Annotated in this window: 10 protein-coding genes; 7 read left to right on the forward strand and 3 right to left on the reverse strand. The window is 45.2% G+C overall.

The features are described 5' to 3' along the window. Positions 1–2: 2 nt before the first annotated feature. On the forward strand, positions 3–608 hold the full coding sequence (locus AC27HD_RS09565; RefSeq protein ID WP_032097386.1) for a response regulator transcription factor: 606 nt from the start codon (positions 3–5) through the stop codon (positions 606–608). 27 nt (positions 609–635) lie between these two features. On the opposite strand, the gene AC27HD_RS09570 is transcribed toward AC27HD_RS09565, so the two are convergent. Both AC27HD_RS09570 and AC27HD_RS09575 read right to left on the reverse strand, forming a co-directional pair. Further along, a complete protein-coding gene (locus AC27HD_RS09570; RefSeq protein ID WP_032097385.1) occupies positions 636–959 on the reverse strand; it encodes a hypothetical protein in 324 nt (107 codons plus the stop codon). A 271-nt stretch (positions 960–1,230) separates the two neighbouring features. Beyond that, positions 1,231–3,495 carry a TonB-dependent receptor gene (locus tag AC27HD_RS09575; protein WP_487105330.1) on the reverse strand — a complete coding sequence of 755 codons (2,265 nt, stop codon included), beginning with the start codon at positions 3,493–3,495 and terminating at the stop codon, positions 1,231–1,233. Between the two features lie 865 nt (positions 3,496–4,360). Here AC27HD_RS09575 and AC27HD_RS09580 point away from each other — a divergent pair. From AC27HD_RS09580 to AC27HD_RS09605, 6 genes are all read left to right on the forward strand, one after another. Further along, positions 4,361–5,023, forward strand: coding sequence for a GntR family transcriptional regulator (locus tag AC27HD_RS09580; RefSeq protein ID WP_032097383.1), 663 nt, complete (start codon positions 4,361–4,363; stop codon positions 5,021–5,023). Between the two features lie 65 nt (positions 5,024–5,088). Beyond that, positions 5,089–5,964: a methylisocitrate lyase gene (gene prpB, locus AC27HD_RS09585; RefSeq protein WP_487105332.1), complete on the forward strand. Its 876-nt coding sequence runs from the start codon at positions 5,089–5,091 to the stop codon at positions 5,962–5,964. Positions 5,965–6,223: 259 nt separating this feature from the next. Next, the gene (gene prpC, locus AC27HD_RS09590; RefSeq protein WP_487105334.1) at positions 6,224–7,348 is read left to right on the forward strand and encodes a bifunctional 2-methylcitrate synthase/citrate synthase; all 1,125 of its coding nucleotides are present in this window, start codon (positions 6,224–6,226) and stop codon (positions 7,346–7,348) included. An 11-nt stretch (positions 7,349–7,359) separates the two neighbouring features. Then, complete coding sequence (acnD, locus tag AC27HD_RS09595) at positions 7,360–9,951, forward strand: Fe/S-dependent 2-methylisocitrate dehydratase AcnD (protein WP_032097380.1); 2,592 nt, start codon at positions 7,360–7,362, stop codon at positions 9,949–9,951. A gap of 961 nt (positions 9,952–10,912) precedes the next feature. Further along, positions 10,913–12,094, forward strand: a complete 1,182-nt coding sequence (gene prpF, locus AC27HD_RS09600; RefSeq protein ID WP_487105336.1) for a 2-methylaconitate cis-trans isomerase PrpF — start codon at positions 10,913–10,915, stop codon at positions 12,092–12,094. Between the two features lie 98 nt (positions 12,095–12,192). Next, entirely contained in the window at positions 12,193–13,446 is a 1,254-nt protein-coding gene (locus tag AC27HD_RS09605; protein ID WP_487105338.1) for a diguanylate cyclase, read from the forward strand. Between the two features lie 6 nt (positions 13,447–13,452). Here AC27HD_RS09605 and AC27HD_RS09610 read toward each other — a convergent pair whose 3' ends face one another. After that, positions 13,453–14,598, reverse strand: a complete 1,146-nt coding sequence (locus AC27HD_RS09610) for an ROK family transcriptional regulator (protein WP_487105340.1) — start codon at positions 14,596–14,598, stop codon at positions 13,453–13,455. Positions 14,599–14,631 lie beyond the last annotated feature (33 nt).

The following is a 14,631-nucleotide window of genomic DNA, read 5'->3' on the forward strand; positions in this document are numbered from 1 at the left end:
AGATGACCACCATTCTCGTTGTTGAAGATCAATCACTCGTGCGCGACGCTATTGCTATGCTGTTGTCTCTAGAAGAAGAACTCGAGGTGGTAGGAAAATGCAGCCATGGACAAGAGGCTATTCACTTTTTAGAAAATAATCCCGCGCCAGATATCATTTTAAGCGACATTGAAATGCCTCAGATGAGTGGGCTAGATTTAGCAGTGCATGTAGCATGTCATCATATTGCTAGTCACGTGGTGTTAATGACGACCTTTGCCAAGCCTGGTTATATAAAGCGAGCCATGAGTGTTGGCGTAAAAGGTTTTGTCTTAAAAGAAGCCGATAGCGATTACTTAATTGCATCTATTAAGGACGTAATCGCTGGGAAAGTCGTTATATCTACTGAACTTGCGCTAATGGCGTTAGACGATAATAACCCACTGTCTGAAAAGGAAATGTCAGCGCTTAAGCTCGCATCAGAGGGGATGAAAACCCACGATATTGCTAGCGCGTTGTTTTTATCTGAAGGTACGGTAAGAAATTATCTCTCAGAGGCTATCTCAAAGCTAAACGCAACCAACCGCATTGATGCTGCTCGAATAGCGCAGCAAAAAGGATGGCTTTAAACTACACCGTATTTCCGTTGGTTTTAGTTAATATTGGGGAGACGTGTGCGCCGGCAAATTCAATGTTGAGGCAAGTCCAGTCACCACTCTCTCTGGCCCTACTACCTGCCCTAGCTTGTCGCTAGACCATGTACACACCAAAATGCTGGTGCCTTTTTTTAGCTCACACTCCCACTTTTTGGTGGATTCTTTAAGCGGAAGGTAATCTTCTTCAATTTCCCAACCGTCATCAACATGTGAAACGATAAGCTGTTCAAAGGCGTCAAAGGGGATCTGCTGAATGATACGCCAATCATGCTTTTTGAATTTTCGTTCAATCCAAGAACGTTGTAACTTAGATAGTATCCCCACCCCTGCTAATCCTCTTGTCCATTTGATTGTCACTAACCGATGTTTATTAATGTAGAGTTAGTCACACAAGGTCATGTAATAAAACTATTCTAATATCGTCATTAAAACAAGATTACCGATGTATTTAGTTACATATTACGTATACAAACTGAGTTACAGCTACTTTTTGCAGTCTCTCTCAAGCTTATAGGTATAAAAAAGCCGGTCGCTTCATTACAAAGGACCGGCTTTTATGTTTGTGCGCTATCGCATGCTTATTTAAGCGCGCTTTTTAGAACTCGGTTGAGAATCTCACACCAAACTCACTCGCATCGTTGCTGAGTATTTGCAGAATATAGTCGCCAGTATTTAAGCGAGCATTGTCATAACGCTCATCAAAAATGTTACGACCGTATAATGCCACTGTGTACGCTTCGTCTGCTGGCGTGTAAGCAATATCAAAGTTTACAAGCTCACGACTATCAAGCTCTGTCATACGCTCTGGTGCAGATGTTGGCTCGCCATACATCTCTGAACGATATGAATAATCGGCACGTACGCGAATTGAATCACCGCCATCAAGTTCAAAGGTATACTGTGGACCAATCGCAAGGGTTAAATCAGGTGTAAGTGGAGCCACTGGACTAAATCCTGCCTGCTCTTCTACATCAACATCCATGTAACCAATGCTGGTCATCATGCTGAAGTTACCGTAATTAAGCGTTGTATCTAGTTCGATGCCGCGAGAAGTCTGTTCAACCACTAAGTTAGCAGTGTCGAAACCACCTTCACTTACACGACTTACTTGGTAAGGTAGGTCATCGAATTCAGTGTTAAATACAGCAACACTCATATCAACATATTCGTTAATACGACCTTTAATACCCACTTCGTAGTTTGTCGCAGTGATATTTTCTGACGCTGTGAAACAGTTGTTGGCGCGAACTGCGGCTTGTGCGCCGTCAATGTCGTCAAAACCACCGGCACCAAAGAATTGGCCGATTAAACAAAATGGGCGCGCTGGATATTGGCCCGACTGATAGCCAGATTGAATGGTAGCGTAACCCGTCATACCGTTGTCAAACGTATAGTTAGTAGCTAGTTCCCATGTCAACTCGTTCCAGTCGTTCGAATCAAAAATAGTACCTAGTGCAGAGAATACGTTGGCAGAGGCGTCCTTTTCGTCTTTCGTGTAACGCAAACCACCTGAGACAGTAAGCTCATCGTTAATATCGTGACGAAGGTTGATGTAAGCTGCTTTCGACGTAGTTTCTTGATCAAGCTCTAATAAGTTTGCTCCACCGTCGAAACTAGATTCTTCGCCTTGGCGGTTACTACCATCTTCGTTGAAGTAGTAAAGGCCAGCAACAAAGTCAGTATACTCGTTAATGTAACCATTTAACTGAAGTTCAACGGAGGTTTGATCAGCTTCGCCGCGCTCAGGGAATTGGTCTAGTGAGAAAACAGTGCCGTCATCATCTAGGCCCGCTTTATACTTTGAAGTACGCTGACTCGCCACTACTTTAGCAGTGTAGTCTTCGTTAATATCCCATTCGGTAGTAAGTGCAATACCGCGAGCTTCGTTAGATACGCCGGTTACCGCTTCAGTGCCAGTAGCGTTGTCGTAGCGATCCGCACCCGCTGGGGTAACATCGGTATTACGTAGTTCAACACCTAGGCCGTTTCCACCACCAAAATAACGCGCAGAGCCAACTTCATCGATAAGTACAGTATATGGACGAAGGCCACCGTCGCCGTTGTTCGCGTCAGCCGTTAGCACCATACGAAAATCGTTTGATGGTTCCCACTTAACTGATACACGCCCAGATACGTCTTCGGTTTCACCCACGTCGTATTCTGCATTTGGAACATTGATAAACTCACCTAAGCCATCACGCTTGTTAAACGATAAGTTTGCATTGAATGCTACTGTGTCAGAAAGCGCATGGTTAAGGAATAAATCTGCCTTTACACGACCGCGTGTACCAAATTCTGTGTTGATTTTGGTTACATCGCCTTGGTCTGGCTCTTTGGTAATGATGTTAATTGCACCACCAATTGAGTTACGACCGTACAGCGTACCCTGTGGACCACGCAGTACTTCAATACGCTGGATGTTGTTTAAGCTCCAGTTTTGACCAACCTGACGACCTAAATAAACACCGTCAACGTATACGCTTACGCCTGGATCGGTTGTAATCAAGTGATCTTGTAAACCAATGCCGCGAATAAACGGGTTAACTGATGAAGTATGGCCTGCTGAAAAACCCGTAACGTTTAGGTTTGGTACAAATTTACCCACGTCAGTTAGGTCAGTAATACCCTGTGCAGCGAGCTTGTCTCCGTCAAAAGCACTGAGTGCAATTGGCACTTCGTAAATAACCTGCGGACGCTTGGTCGCGGTAACGGTTATTGCTTCGAATTGTTGCTCTTCTGTTGCTTCTGCTTCTTGTGCAACAGCCACATTGGTAAGTGCTGGAACAGTCATCGCTACTGCTAAAGCGACAGGCGAAAGCTTACTGGCTAGTGTCTTAGACACGTCAGTGTGAGTGGTCATTTGGTGGAACCCCTTTGCGTGAGTGTTTGGTATTTACGGCTTATAGTCTGTGTTTCAAGTTCTTCTGCGGAACTCTTACAACCTAAGGATCTTGAAGGCAAAGAAGTACATGTTGAAATGTATTTTACTGACAGCATGCATGAATGCGTGCACCAGTCTTCGCCGTTTGAGTGTCTAACTTAGGCTCGAAAACTGGATCGATATGATACCGACAGTTTGCTTACTTGGAAAGTTAATTATCATTTTTTCACCAAACTAAAAAACCAAAAACAGACTAATTGGTTAGCTGGTACGACCTTTTAAGAACAAAAATAAATCGTGTAATAGCTTTATAATTCAATATTTTAAACACGCACTAAATAAGTCTTTTTAATTGTAAAGTCGACACATCGAACTGACCGTATAGACAACTCTGCTCGCTGCCATTATCAGCTTACCTGATCCTTAATAACCTTTGGTCCTTAGCCTTTAGTCGTAATAATTAAGACTAAAAATCAAATGCACTTTAAACAGGAGTTCTTTTAAGCCCCTATTTTAAGACCCCATTAAACCAGCTTCATCACAAAAAACATCAGCACCCGCTTTTTAAACTGCCAATATTTTTGAAATGCCAATCTTTTTGAAATCTGTCAATACCTTGAGCTTGGACAATGAGCTCAAATCACGAACTCAGGTTACGAGCTTAGATTGGAAGCTTAAGCCAAGCGCTTTGCAATACCCCACTGAAATGCATTTCAATACATGTACTACCGACCATCTCAATATGACAATAATATTAATTTGTCGACAATAAGGGGCTTTAAATTTGATATTGAGTTTAAAAGCGCCTATATTGTCGACATTATGAGACAACAAGCAGCTTATTGTGACGCTAAATAACGAGCAAGCTATTACTAGCGCAGACAAAACGTTTTATCAGCTTCGGAACGATATTGTCGAAGGCATTATCCCGTCCGGCTCTAAGTTAAGCGAAACTGAATTGTCGACAAAATATGAAGTGTCTCGCGCCGTAGTGCGCGAAGCAATTAATCGTCTTGCAACCTGCCATCTTGTTGAACGCAAGGCCAACGTGGGCGCTCGCGTTGTTGCACTATCTCCAGAAGGCTTAGTGCAGCTTTATCAAGTAAGAGAAGCCCTAGAAGGAATGGCAGCTAGGCTCGCGGCACGCTATATGAGCGATGATGAAATAGCCGCGATGCAAGGTTTACTAGACAGTCACTTCAACAAAGTGAAAGGCGGCGAAAGCTACTATCAAGAGGCCGGTGACGTGGATTTTCACTATCGTATTGTCACTGGTAGCAAAAACAGCCACTTAATCAGCGTATTAATAGATGGCTTGTATCACTTGGTGCGGATGTATCGCGTTCAGCTTGGCATGGCAGGACCGCGGGTAACAACGGCATTTGATGAACACAGACACATAGTAAACGCCATCGCTAACCGAGATGAAGAGTTAGCAGAAATTCTCATGCGCAGACACATTCTTTATTCAAAAAACAATATAGAAAAGAAGCTCAATCATGCATAAATGCAGCGATGCTTCGGTACTTTTCATTCACCTCTACCCTACTTCTAATTAAGCGAGTAACTATAATGAGTGCAGGAAAAAAATTTAGAGACGCCCTTTCTAAGAACAAGCCACTACAAATTGTAGGCACTATTAATGCCTATTCAGCAATGATGGCAAAATCCATTGGTCATCAAGCTATCTATCTTTCTGGCGGTGGCGTAGCAAACGCATCTTACGGTCTTCCAGATTTAGGCATGACGTCGCTTAACGACGTTATTGTGGATGTGCAACGTATTACCTCAGCATGCGATCTTCCTTTATTAGTTGACATAGACACTGGATGGGGTGGAGCTTTTAACATCGCTAAAACCGTTCGCGATATGGAAAAAGCGGGCGCAGCCGCAGTACATATGGAAGATCAAGTTGCGCAAAAGCGCTGTGGTCACCGTCCAAACAAAGAAATTGTCAGCACTGAAGAAATGGTTGATCGCATTAAAGCGGCGGTAGATGCCCGCACAGACCCTGACTTTTTCATCATGGCTCGCACCGACTCTTTTGCTCAGGAAGGCCTAGAAAGTGCTATCGAACGGGCAAAAGCATATGTGGCAGCGGGTGCAGACGGCATTTTCGCTGAAGCGGTAAAAACCGAAGAACACTATCGTGCCTTCGCCGACGCATTAGACGTGCCTATTCTTGCCAATATTACCGAATTCGGCCAAACCGAATTATGGAATAAAGAACAGCTTGGCGAATGGGGAGCCAGTATGGTGCTTTACCCGTTAAGCGCATTTAGAGCTATGAACAAAGCTGCTGAAATGGTGTACACATCTATACTTGAAAATGGCGATCAGAAAGCCGTTGTCGACAGCATGCAAACCCGCATGGAACTCTATGATTACCTTGGTTACCACGATTACGAGCAAAAACTAGATGAGCTCTTCGCAAAGGGTAAAAACTAAGAAATATGACTATAGCTTGAAGTTGCCAAGCACGAAGATGTAGGAGGGAAGTACAGTTCCCAGCCCCTACGAGGCATGGATGCCGAGTCGGAGCCCCCATGGATGGGTTCACGGCGTGGCTGGGGACTGTGCTTTACTCCGGCAGCCAATGTGCTTGCCAACTTCAAGCGCCAAAACATCAACTAGAATTTTTAACTAGAATATTTAACCTGAATATTAAAAAAGTACCTTACAAATTTAAAAGACCGGAGATTACAAGATGGCTAAACAATTAAGTGGCGCGGGATTACGCGGCCAAGTTGCAGGTAAAACAGCATTATCAACCGTAGGCAAATCAGGCTCGGGTTTAACGTATCGCGGCTATGACGTAAAAGATCTTGCCAACCAATGTCAGTTCGAAGAAGTCGCTTATCTTATCTTAAAGGGCAAATTGCCTGCTCAAGCAGAGCTAGACAGCTATAAAGAAAAGCTTCGTGGCAAGCGCGGTTTGCCTGACGCACTTAAAGAAGTGCTTGAGCGCATTCCAAAAGATGCTCACCCAATGGACGTACTTCGCACTGGTTGCTCTATGCTGGGTAACCTTGAGATGGAAAAGAGCTTTGACGAGCAGCAAGAAGCCACTGATCGTATGTTGGCGTGCTTCCCTAGCATTATTTGCTACTGGTATCGCTTCTCACACGACGGCGTTCGCGTTGAAGTTGAAACCGATGACGACTCCATTGGCGGCCACTTCCTGCATATGCTTCACGGCGAAAAGCCTCGCGAACTTCACGAACAAGTAATGCATGTATCACTCATTCTTTATGCAGAGCATGAATTTAACGCATCAACCTTTACAGCCCGTGTATGCGCATCAACCCTATCTGATATGCACTCGTGCGTGACAGGTGCCATAGGTTCACTTCGCGGTCCACTTCACGGTGGCGCAAACGAAGCGGCCATGGAAATGATTGAAGGCTTTACCTCTGCCGACGATGCCGAAGAAAAGATGATGGGCATGTTAGAACGCAAAGAAAAAATCATGGGCTTTGGTCATGCGGTGTATGCTGACTCAGACCCTCGTAACGGCATTATTAAAGAGTGGTCTGAAAAGCTATCTGCTGATGTGGGTGATACAGTACTTTACCCTGTTTCAGTGCGCTGCGAAGAAGTCATGTGGCGTGAAAAGAAACTGTTCTGCAACGCAGACTTCTTCCATGCCTCAGCCTATAATTTTATGGGTATTCCTACAAAACTATTTACGCCAATTTTTGTCATGTCTCGTTTAACAGGGTGGGCAGCTCACGTAATGGAACAACGTTCTGACAATCGCATTATTCGTCCATCAGCCGACTATACTGGTGAAGAGCTTCGTCCAGTGCCAGCTATCTCTGACCGCGCATAGGGTAAGCATTTATGAATATTGATTACCGTAAACCATTGCCAAACGCGAGTATCGATTATTTCGATACTCGCGAGGCGGTAAATACGATAGAGCCAGGGGCTTATGAAAAGCTGCCCTACTCTTCTCGGGTATTTGCTGAAAACTTGGTGCGCCGCTGTGCACCCGAGCAACTTAATAAAGCGCTAGAGCAGTTAATCTATCGCAAACGCGACCTAGACTTTCCTTGGTTTCCAGCTCGTGTGGTATGCCATGATATTCTCGGCCAAACCGCACTGGTTGACTTGGCGGGTTTACGAGACGCCATTGCAGCGAAAGGGGGCGATCCGGCCAAGGTGAACCCAGTGGTTCCTACCCAGCTAATTGTCGACCATTCATTGGCTGTTGAACACGCAGGTTTTGAAGAAGACGCTTTTGAGAAAAACCGCGCCATTGAAGACAGACGTAACGACGACCGTTTTCACTTTATCAACTGGACGAAAACAGCGTTTAAAAATGTAGATGTTATTCCTCCAGGTAACGGCATCATGCACCAAATCAATTTGGAGCGTATGTCGCCTGTTATTGAATCTCGCGATGGCGTGGCGTTTCCCGACACCTTAGTAGGAACAGACAGCCATACTCCTCATGTAGACGCGCTAGGTGTTATTGCTATTGGTGTGGGTGGACTTGAAGCTGAAAGCGTCATGCTTGGTCGTGCGTCTTACATGCGTCTACCTGACATTGTGGGTGTCGAGTTAACCGGTAAGCCACAGCCAGGTATTACTGCAACTGATATCGTATTAGCACTTACTGAATTCTTGCGTAAGCAGCGAGTAGTTTCTGCCTTCTTAGAGTTTTATGGCGAAGGCGCTTCACACCTTACCCTTGGCGATCGTGCAACTATTTCGAATATGACGCCAGAGTACGGCGCCACTGCCGCTATGTTCTATATCGACCAGCAAACCATCGATTATTTGCGCCTTACGGGCCGTGAAGAAGACCAAATAGCCTTGGTAGAAAACTACGCGAAGCACACGGGCTTATGGGCTGATGATTTAAAAACCGCTGAATACGAGCGCGTACTCACTTTCGATTTATCGTCAGTAGGTCGTAACATGGCGGGGCCATCTAATCCCCATGCACGTTTGGCAACAAGCGACCTTGCTAGTCGTGGCATTGCGGCAAAGTGGGAACAAGAAGACGATAAAATGCCTGACGGCGCGGTTATCATCGCTGCCATTACAAGCTGTACCAATACGTCTAACCCCCGCAATGTGATTGCTGCTGGTCTTATTGCTCGAAACGCAAACGAACGCGGCCTCACCCGCAAACCGTGGGTAAAAAGCTCGTTAGCGCCTGGGTCGAAAGCAGTTAAGCTTTACCTTGAAGAAGCTAACCTGATGAGCGAACTTGAAGCCCTTGGCTTTGGCGTAGTGGCTTTTGCTTGCACTACCTGTAACGGCATGAGTGGTGCACTAGACCCTAAAATTCAACAGGAAATCATCGACCGCGACCTGTACGCCACAGCAGTATTATCGGGCAACCGAAATTTTGATGGTCGTATTCATCCCTATGCCAAACAAGCGTTCTTAGCATCGCCACCTCTGGTTGTTGCTTACGCGATTGCCGGTACCGTTCGTTTTGATATCGAAAAAGATGTATTGGGTATTGATAACGACGGCAACCCAGTAACGTTAAAAGACATTTGGCCAAGTGACGAAGAAATTGATGCCATTGTTGCCAAAAGTGTTAAGCCTGAACACTTCAGAAAAGTGTACGAGCCAATGTTCGACTTAAGCGTAGATTATGGCAGTCATATTGACCCGCTCTATGAATGGCGCGAACAAAGCACTTACATACGACGCCCGCCCTATTGGGAAGGCGCTATGGATGCAGAACGCACCATGACGGGTATGCGTCCTCTTGCCATATTAGGCGATAACATTACTACCGATCATTTATCTCCCTCTAATGCCATTATGGCAGACAGCGCGGCAGGCGAGTATTTGACGAAAATGGGATTACCTGAAGAAGACTTTAACTCTTATGCAACCCACCGAGGGGACCATTTAACTGCTCAGCGTGCCACGCTTGCTAACCCAAAAGTGTATAACGAAATGGTGCAGGAAAATGGCGAAGCCAAGCAAGGCTCTCTTGCTCGCGTTGAACCCGAAGGCAAAGTTGTACGCATGTGGGAAGCTATTGAAACCTACATGACCCGCAGGCAGCCCTTGATCATTGTTGCTGGCGCAGATTACGGCCAAGGCTCGTCACGAGACTGGGCAGCAAAAGGCGTGCGTTTAGCAGGTGTTGAAGTGATTGCCGCGGAAGGTTTTGAGCGTATTCACCGCACTAACTTAATCGGAATGGGCGTGCTACCGCTGGAGTTTAAACCGGGTACCACCCGTAAAACACTCGAGCTAGATGGTACTGAAACCTACGATGTTAAGGGCGAGCCGTCACCAGGTGCAACGCTTACTCTTGTGATAAACCGCACTAATGGCGAAAAATTAGATGTTCCAGTGACGTGTCGATTAGACACTATGGAAGAAGTCTCTATTTACAGCGCTGGCGGCGTATTACAACGCTTTGCAAAAGACTTCTTAGAAGCCGAGGTTGGCTAATTTGCTCTGATTGGCGAGCGAGTACTAAGCCGGGTTTGGGACACGCCGTAAATACATCCATGTAGGCTCCCAATTCGCATCCATGCGAATTGAGGGTCCCATACCCAACTTAGTGCTTTCTCATTTCCGCTAATGTTGTACAAATAAAATGAGTCTTATTTTGAGCAATAAGAAGGTAAGTGAGATGGGTACGGGGCTCGCCGAAAATACGTCCCTGTAGGCTCCCAATTCGCATCTATATGGATTGAGACAAATCAGCCATCGCAGTAGAAAGGTAAGTGAGTTAGGTGCAGGGCACGCCGTAAATACGTCCCTGCAGGCACCCAATTCGCATCCATGTGGATTGAGACAAATCAGCCCTCGCAATAAGAAGGTAAGTGAGATGGGTACGGGGCTCGCCGAAAATACGTCCCTGTAGGCTCCCAATTCGCATCTATATGGATTGAGACAAATCAGCCATCGCAGTAGAAAGGTAAGTGAGTTAGGTGCAGGGCACGCCGTAAATACGTCCCTGCAGGCACCCAATTCGCATCCATGTGGATTGAGACAAATCAGCCCTCGCAATAGGAAGGTAAGTGAGTTAGGTGCAGGGCACGCCGTAAATACGTCCATGTAGGCTCCCAATTCGCATCCATGCGAATTGAGGGCCCTGAACCTAACTCACCAGCCTTCTTTAATAGGGGCTGTCGTTTCTGCGTAGGATGTGGTCGCGATTTGGCCTCCTCTAAAATACATAGATACGGAAATTTGAAAAGAAAAGCGAGTGCTCAGGTGAGACCTTCGGGACGTATAGACATAACCACTCGCCTCAAACGACGTTTAGTTATTTTAGAGGGAGTTTGATTGCGATTTGAAACCCTCCAGCCGCATGGATGCGGCTGGGGAGCGTACATGGATGTATTCACCGCGTGTTTCAAATCGCAATCAAACTTCCCCTTACTCAAAAGAAAAAGGAATAAACATGACACAGTATGCGCCACAGCTTCGAGTACCCGCTACCTACATGCGCGGCGGTACGAGTAAGGGTGTATTTTTTAATTTAACGGATTTGCCAGAGGCAGCTCAAAAACCAGGGGCAGCGCGAGACGCCCTACTACTTAGAGTAATCGGAAGTCCAGATCCTTACGGTAAACACACCGATGGCATGGGCGGGGCAACATCAAGCACCAGTAAAACCGTGATAATTAGTAAGAGTGAACGAGAAGGTTACGATGTTGATTATCTTTTCGGCCAGGTTGCCATCGATAAACCCTTCGTAGATTGGAGCGGAAACTGCGGTAACTTAACAGCAGCTGTAGGTGCATTCGCCATTAATAATGGTCTCGTTGATAAGAGTAAAATTCCTGATAATGGCACTGCTGTTGTGCAAATTTGGCAAGCAAATATCAATAAAGCGATTATTGCTAACGTTCCTATTACTAATGGCGAAGTACAGGAAACCGGTGACTTTGAGCTTGATGGCGTAACGTTTCCCGCAGCAGAAGTAGAAGTCGCTTTTGTGGATCCAGCCGATGGCGAGGGCGCTATTTTTCCTTCGGGAAGACTGGTAGATACCCTTGAAGTCCCGGGAGTAGGTTCGCTGCATGCTACTATGATCAACGCTGGCATTCCCACTATATTTATCAATGCAGAAGACATTGGTTATACCGGTACCGAGCTTCAAGACGATATTAATAGCAACCCTGATGCGTTAGCCAAGTTTGAAGCAATTAGAGCCCACGGCGCAGTAAAAATGGGCTTGATCACCGATATTGGTGAAGCAGCCAGCCGCCAGCATACTCCTAAGGTTGCTATGGTTGCCCCTCCTTCACCTTATAAAGCGTCTAGTGGAAAAGATATTTTGGGCTCTGATATCGATGTATTGGTTCGCGCCATGTCCATGGGCAAACTGCACCATGCCATGATGGGCACTGCCGCGGTTGCCATAGCAGCTGCCGCAGCAATTCCGGGCACACTAGTTAATTTGAGTGCAGGTGGTGTTGACCGTGATGCCGTTGTCTTCGGCCATCCATCAGGCACATTGCGCGTCGGCGCAAAAGCTGAGTTTTCAAATGATCGTTGGCATATTGCGCAAGCAACTATGAGTAGAAGTGCTCGGGTGCTGATGGAAGGCAATGTGAGAGTGCCCAGCACTCATATCTAATTAACCGCCTCATACTTGTGTATAAAAAGCCCTTTTTCAAAGGGCTTTTTTGTCGTTCTGTGCATATATTTAAGTGATTGCAGATACGGGTACTATTGATGCACAAGATTTTAGTTATAGAAGATAGCGTGACGGTTCGCATGATCGTCAAAAAGCTTATTGAAGATAACCCGTATTTTAATTGCGAGTTATGTAAAGATCTCGCACAAGCAAAAAAAGTGTTCGAGTCAGGTGAAAGCTACCTTGCCGCTGTTGTAGATTTGAATTTACCTGATGCGCCTAACGGCGAGAGTGTGGATTTAGCGCTGTCGTATAATATTCCCACTATTGTTCTTTCTGGAAACTTTGAAGAAAACACCCGGAATCAACTACTAGACAAAGGCGTTCTTGATTACATAACAAAAGAATCCCCCTATTCTTATATTCAAGTTGCAACGCTCTTAGACAGAGTTAGAAAGAACTTAGTGACTGAAGTATTAGTTGTTGAAGATTTAGAGTCTAGCCGAGAACACATTTGTGGATTGCTTAGAAAATTTCAATTTAAGGTTTACGAAGCTTCAGGGAACAAGGAAGCACTTTCGCAGCTTGATAGTCATAGCGGTATAAAGCTTATTGTCGCTGCACATGAAATGCCGGATATGAATGGTTACAAGCTGTTAAAAGCAATTCGCCATGAAAGAGGAATGCAAGACGTTATTTTTATTGGTTGTTCTTCAATTAAAGATAGCGTTCTCACCTCCAAATTTATCAAAAGTGGAGCTAATGATCTATTAGCCAAGCCCCTCTATCATGAAGAATTTTTCTCTCGTATTACTCAAAATCTAGACTCGCTAGATATGTTGCAAACCATCCGCGATTCAGCAAATTTAGACGCACTGACAAAAGTCTACAACAGACGCTATTTGCACAAATACGCCGATGAGCTATACGCTAACAGACATGATGACAAAAACATTATTGTGTCGATGATAGATGCCGACAACTTTAAAGCGGTTAACGATACCTACGGACATAAAACGGGAGACGACTTTCTACAAGAGTTTGCCTCGTTATTGAAAGAACACTTTTCAAAAGACTTAGTGGTACGTTACGGCGGTGAGGAATTTACAATTGTAACGACACAACCAGCTAAGGTGTTCTTCATCGTGCTCAACGATTTTATAAATACAGTGAGACAAACTCTCTTTACGCCTCACAGATTAAATATCACATGCAGTATAGGCGTAAGTTCAGAATTTCATAATAATCTTGAGGCCCAATTGGAGCTCGCAGATACGAGGTTATATGATGCCAAAAACTCAGGCAAAGACCGGATTATCGATAGCGATATTATGCAGAAAATAGCGAAATAATTGAATCTATAGGAGCCAGTCTCGCATGGGAAGCGTTGCGGCACCTACAGCAACAGGGCAGTCTGTTACTTCTGCGCAGACAATTTCTGGCATTGGCCTTTTCGCCCCTCTTCTAAATTGAGCGTAAACGTCAATTCGAGGAATAATTTTTTCAACTAATTTCGTTGGGATATGTCCGCCGATTATAATAGCTTGGCTATCCAGTAAGGCTGAGCTCGCGGTTGCAACTAAGTCAAATGAGTCCTGTACCTTGTATACCCACTCATCTACACCAGGCCAATCGGGGTCAAATACATCATTTAGCTGATAAATTGAGGGGATGTCTACCCCATGTTTCAGCAGTATTCGCTCTAACAACTTCAGGTTAGGGTGGCTATAGAGTTTAGCCGGTAACATATCGCCAAGCTCTCCAGCATTTCCATGAGTACCACGTATCATATCGCCGTTATTGATAAGACCGCCGCCAAACGCGCTGGACACAAAAAAGTAGACAAAGTTTTTATACTTTCTTCCGACACCTGCAATGCCCTCTCCAGCAGCCGCGCCAGTTCCATCATTCACTACCCAAGTCGGCAATTGAAATGCTTCAGCCACCGTTTCTGCAATATTAATTTCCGCCCATTCTTCAATAGCGTGATGCGTGTTCATTCTACCGTCTGTTGAGCTAAAGAAGCCCGAAATACCAACTCCAACACCTAAAATTCGAGCATTATCGATGTTATTGGCAGATGACATTTCATCTACTTCGCGAACCGCCCTTGAGAGCACCGCAGCAATTCCCATGTCATCAAGAGCAATAAACTTAGTGTCTACAACCTCACCTTTAAAATTCATCAAGGCAATAGATATAGCGTCGAGCAGCACGGAGAGGCCATAGCAATAAGCAAAGCCAGGGTTTGGTTCTAAACCAGAAGATGATTTACTAGCCTCTTCTACACCTTGAATAATTCCCTCATCTACCAAACTATTCACTAAGCGAGAAACACTTTGTTGCGGTATCTTTGTAATCGCAGATATCTCTCTTTGTGTGATACCTGGAGTCCAAAACACTTCTTTCACAATCGCTTTAGGATTGTCTTGCAGAAGTTTGTCGCCTTTACCCAAGGTGAAAGCTTGTCGTAAAAGCTGGTTATTTCTTACCGATGTAAGCATATATTTTACTCTCTTGGTATGAGCTAGCGCTTA

Source organism: Alteromonas sp. 4NS20-0143 (assembly GCF_057542855.1).

Coding starts and splice junctions, on each gene's coding strand:
- acnD (WP_032097380.1), top strand. CDS start 7,360: ATGAATATTGATTACCGTAAACCATTGCCAAACGCGAGTATCGATTAT.
- prpF (WP_487105336.1), top strand. CDS start 10,913: ATGACACAGTATGCGCCACAGCTTCGAGTACCCGCTACCTACATGCGC.
- prpB (WP_487105332.1), top strand. CDS start 5,089: ATGAGTGCAGGAAAAAAATTTAGAGACGCCCTTTCTAAGAACAAGCCA.
- AC27HD_RS09565 (WP_032097386.1), top strand. CDS start 3: ATGACCACCATTCTCGTTGTTGAAGATCAATCACTCGTGCGCGACGCT.
- AC27HD_RS09610 (WP_487105340.1), bottom strand. CDS start 14,598: ATGCTTACATCGGTAAGAAATAACCAGCTTTTACGACAAGCTTTCACC.
- AC27HD_RS09605 (WP_487105338.1), top strand. CDS start 12,193: ATGCACAAGATTTTAGTTATAGAAGATAGCGTGACGGTTCGCATGATC.
- AC27HD_RS09575 (WP_487105330.1), bottom strand. CDS start 3,495: ATGACCACTCACACTGACGTGTCTAAGACACTAGCCAGTAAGCTTTCG.
- prpC (WP_487105334.1), top strand. CDS start 6,224: ATGGCTAAACAATTAAGTGGCGCGGGATTACGCGGCCAAGTTGCAGGT.